Source organism: Parcubacteria group bacterium, assembly GCA_041657845.1.
Taxonomy (GTDB): Bacteria; Patescibacteriota; Minisyncoccia; order Moranbacterales; family JAKLHP01; genus JAKLHP01.
The window spans coordinates 1-4,183 of record JBBABD010000053.1 but is presented as its reverse complement, the minus strand read 5'-3'; the positions used below and the strand labels follow the sequence as shown (position 1 = coordinate 4,183).

Sequence of the window (4,183 nt, the reverse complement as noted above, 5' to 3'; positions counted from 1 at the left end):
ACATCATCAAAAGTCAATTTAGAACTCCACTCGCTATTATATTTAACTACGGCTGGATTTTCTCCGTCAAATTTCAAATATCCGGAAGCTTGTTTTTGATAATTTTTGCTGTTTTCCAAAGCTTCTTCCCGCGTTAGTTTTTTTCGAGTAGCGCTTTTATCAGTCGGATCGCCAATCATTCCGGTAAAATCGCCAATCAGAAAAATAATCTCGTGTCCCAATTTTTGAAATTGTCCGAGCTTGTTAATGGAAATAGCATTTCCAATGTGAAGCGCTTTGGCTGTTGGATCATAGCCGCAATACAGTCGTATTCTTTTCCCTGACATTAAAACTTTTTTAAGTTCTTCTCGGCTAGGAAAAATATTTTCTACTCCTCGAGTCAAAACTTCGTCTATTGATTTTTCATCGGTAATTACTTTTGGCATATTTTTATGATATCAATTATTTAACATTTCCGCAAATTTGTTGATTTTTTAGGGAGGCAGAAGAGATGAATGCAATCATCTCTCCTGCCTGTTTTTTGCTATATTAGCACCATCTCTCCGCTCTGTCTCTTTTTCACAGAAATCTTTTTTCCACCGGAACATTTAAAGTTTCTAAATGATCCGGCTCTCAGATTCTCTTTTCCTCTTTGCACCTCTTTACATTTTTTACAATTCCCGTCACACCTTCTGGCCATAACCAACCCTCCCTTCAAGTTTTTTGATTTCCAGGGCTTCATTGACCCTTTTCAATAATTCGACATTACCTCCCCTTCCTAATTCTTCACAGCTATTCTTTATCTTCATAAGATTTTCTACGGTGTGTCCTAGTATGCCTTCTTCTCCACTTTTTTTTGTAATCACAATCCACCCCCTTTGTTTTTTTAAATTACTTCAGGAAACGTTGTCCTGAAAAAACAAAAAAACCTTCCTTTTGGGAAAGTTAGTTGGAATCTTTATCTGAACCTTGTTTTATTCGTTACCAACAAAAACTAACTTTCCCATCGAAAGCTCCATAAACCAGAAATAAAAATATTGTCGCAACTGATTCATTTTGGAAAGTTAATTTTTTTTAGTACTTTAAATATAGCATACCCGAAATTTATGTCAATAAAAAAAGGCGGAAAGCTTTCCGCCTAAAGCTTGCTGGGTTTCCAGCAATACTCCTCTAGCTAAAAACCAAGTAGTAATCATAACCATCGATTTTACCAAAAACTATCCTTCCGTCTGATTCTTTCGTCAAGTTAAGATACCTTCCAAATACTCTAGCGTCTTTTGCCCCCCATTTTTCTCCTTTAGCAATCAGCTCCTCTATCTCTTTCGAGCTTTTCAAAATACGCATTATACCCCTCCTCTTTTTTAATGGTTTGTTTTGCTATTATCGAAACTTTTATTCATTGAATATTTTAAAGCCCCAATCTTCTTTTGGCCTCTTCGACTTGGCTTGCCGACATTTGTCCGGAAGCTTTCATTTGTTCCATTGCTTCTAAAATCTTGTCTTTGTTTTTGGAAATATTTTCCGGCGTCATTATTTTCTTCATCATTTTTTCTCTTTGTTCGGGGCTCATTGACATCATTTTTTTCATTGCCAAACGCTGGACAAAGCCCATATTTTGAGTATTATCTTTATCATCAGAGCCGTTATTGCTGGAAGATGTTTTTTTGAATGGATTCCACATAAATTTAGTTTTATAAATTATAGTTTTTGGTACTAAGCTTTTTTAATTTCATTTTATAACTTGTCACCAAAAGCGCTGAAGCGACAAAAATTGATGAATAGGTTCCGAAGAATATTCCAACTAAAAGCGCGATAGAAAAAAATCTGATTGATTCTCCTCCGAAAATTGTGATTGCCAGAAGTACAATGAGCACAGTAAACGAGGTATTGATCGAACGGGCCATAGTTTCATTCAAGGATTTGTTAACTACATCCTCGAATTCATCTTTCTTTCCGGATTTCAAAAGATTCTCTTTAATTCTGTCATACACAACAATCGTATCATGAACAGAAAATCCAAGAATAGTCAGAAGCGCCGCAACAAAAGGCACACCGACTTCAACCCCGTGGAATTTTCCCAGAAACACAAAAACTCCGGTCGTAATTAAAACATCATGCACGAGAGCCACCACCGCTCCGACTCCGTATTGCCAGGAAGGAACCGGGCGGGAAACCTTGCGAAATGCCCAGGCAATGAAAATTCCAATTCCAATATTAGCCAGAATAATAGCCAGAAGAGCATTTCTTTTGATTTGATCGGAAACAGATGCTCCGGTAAATTCAGTTCGAAGCTCTTTGTAATTCGCATCCAACTCTTTGAGTTTTTCTCGCACGCTGTTGTTCAAAACCTCGTCGGAAGATCCATAGTTTATGGCAATGGAATTATTTTGTGATTTTTGAATGGAAAGTTCTTTGAGATTTAAATCTTTTAAGCTATTTTGAACTTGTCCGATAGATTCCTCCTGGCTAAACTCAATATTCATTCTTGTTCCTCCGGTAAAATCTTTTCCCAGTCTAAGCCCCCACATTATAAGCATAATCAAACTGGCCGTTGTTATGGTAAGCGAAAAAGCGTAAAAATACTTTCTTTTGTCTATAATATTAATCATATGCATTATTCTTCTTTATTTTTCTTATTTCTCATCACCAGCCACATTCTTTCTTCCAGCCAATGCGTACCGATGAATCGGAGGGTGGTTCTGACAATCACAATTGCAGTGAACAATGAAACTAAAACACCAAGAATCAAAGTGACAGCAAATCCCTTAATGAATCCGGTTCCGAAAAGTATCAAAATGAGTGAGGTAATGATGGTGGAAAGATTTCCATCCCGAATTGAGGTCCAAGCGCGCCGGAATCCTTCTTCAATAGCGCTGGAAATATTTCTTCCTCTTCTGATTTCCTCTTTGGTTCTTTCAAATATCAAAATATTAGCATCGACTGCCATACCGATTGAAAGTATGATTCCCGCAATGCCTGATAAAGTCAATGTTATTTGCCATGGCGAATAAGCGGAAAGTTTAATAATTGAAATCATAAAAGCCGTATAGGTTATCAAAGCCAGCGATGCAATTACTCCTAGAAATCGATAATAAATTATCATAAAGACCATCACTGCCAAAAGGCCGATTATTCCGGCGATCAAGCTTTTACGCAACGACTCAGCTCCCAGGATGGAATCAATACTTTCCTGCCCATCCAAAGTAAGCTTGACCGGTAAAGCTCCTTCGTTGAGTCTTTGAGCTAATTCTTTTGCTTCATCCAATGTAAAACTTCCGGTTATTACGGCATCTCCAGTAGTAATTTCTGATTGTACTCTCGGAGCGCTAACAATTTGGCCATCCAAGTAAATAGCAACTGTTTTTTGTAAATTCTTCTTGGTAATATCGGCAAATAACTTTGTTCCTTCGGCATCAAATTTTATGGAAATTTGCGGTTCAGAAAGTCCCTGATTTTGAAAAGTTACCGAGGCACTTTTCAAGTTTTTTCCGGAAAGTCCGGTTGAAACATATTGTTGCTGAGGTTTGTTTCCCGGATCCTGGCTATTTTCGTTGGCAAGTTTTGCAAAATCTTCTCCAGCAAGAGCTTGCTTCAATATTTCTTCCGCTTTTGCCTTATTTTGACTATTTATATCATCTACCATTTCCTGAGTTGCATTCTCATCAGATTGCTGTTTGCCAAATAAAATATGGGCGGAATGAACCTCCAAATTATCTCCCTCTCCTCGCGATTCGATGAATTTTATAATATGCCATCCATATTGGCTTTCCACGAGTTGCGGATAAACCTCGCCGTCTTTAAGTTTTCCGCTAAACAAAACATCATCAAATTCCGCCACGAAAGTTCCCTTTTTGACAAAGCCCAAATCCCCTCCGTTTCCTTGAGTTGTTTGAATAGAAGCGCCTTCCTCCTTAAATTCCAAAAATGGAGTATCCTGAATTCTTTTTTTCGCTTCTTCGATGTCCTTTATTCCGGGAAGTTCAACGACAATGTAATCATTTGTGCCATAATGCGAGGTTTGAATTAAAGGTTCTCCGACGCCAAAAGCATTTATTCTTCTTTCAATCACATCCTGAGCTCCTTGAAGCGCTTCGGATTTTTTGGCGCTATCTACGTTTGAAGTATCGGCTTTATATTCCAAATGGATGCCTCCCTGAAGATCTAACCCCAAATTAACCTTAGTTTTATTAAAAAAATTATAAGC

The 4,183-nt window shown here is 37.7% G+C and carries 6 protein-coding genes; all 6 read right to left on the bottom strand.

Going from position 1 to position 4,183, the window contains the following annotated elements; all coding sequences use genetic code 11:
• On the bottom strand, nucleotides 1–425 hold a 425-nt coding region (gene tyrS / locus WC906_05275; protein MFA5777814.1), incomplete at its 3' end, for a tyrosine--tRNA ligase.
• Nucleotides 426–662: 237 nt separating this feature from the next.
• Nucleotides 663–788 (bottom strand): hypothetical protein, encoded by a 126-nt coding sequence (locus tag WC906_05270; GenBank protein MFA5777813.1) that lies wholly within the window; start codon nucleotides 786–788, stop codon nucleotides 663–665.
• Nucleotides 789–1,149: 361 nt separating this feature from the next.
• Nucleotides 1,150–1,323 carry a hypothetical protein gene (locus WC906_05265; GenBank protein MFA5777812.1) on the bottom strand — a complete coding sequence of 58 codons (174 nt, stop codon included), beginning with the start codon at nucleotides 1,321–1,323 and terminating at the stop codon, nucleotides 1,150–1,152.
• 64 nt (nucleotides 1,324–1,387) lie between these two features.
• Nucleotides 1,388–1,660, bottom strand: coding sequence for a hypothetical protein (locus WC906_05260; protein ID MFA5777811.1), 273 nt, complete (start codon nucleotides 1,658–1,660; stop codon nucleotides 1,388–1,390).
• A 10-nt stretch (nucleotides 1,661–1,670) separates the two neighbouring features.
• Nucleotides 1,671–2,588, bottom strand: coding sequence for a protein translocase subunit SecF (gene secF / locus WC906_05255; GenBank protein ID MFA5777810.1), 918 nt, complete (start codon nucleotides 2,586–2,588; stop codon nucleotides 1,671–1,673).
• A 5-nt stretch (nucleotides 2,589–2,593) separates the two neighbouring features.
• Nucleotides 2,594–4,183 (bottom strand): protein translocase subunit SecD (gene secD / locus WC906_05250; protein MFA5777809.1); only part of this gene is annotated, 1,590 nt, incomplete at its 5' end.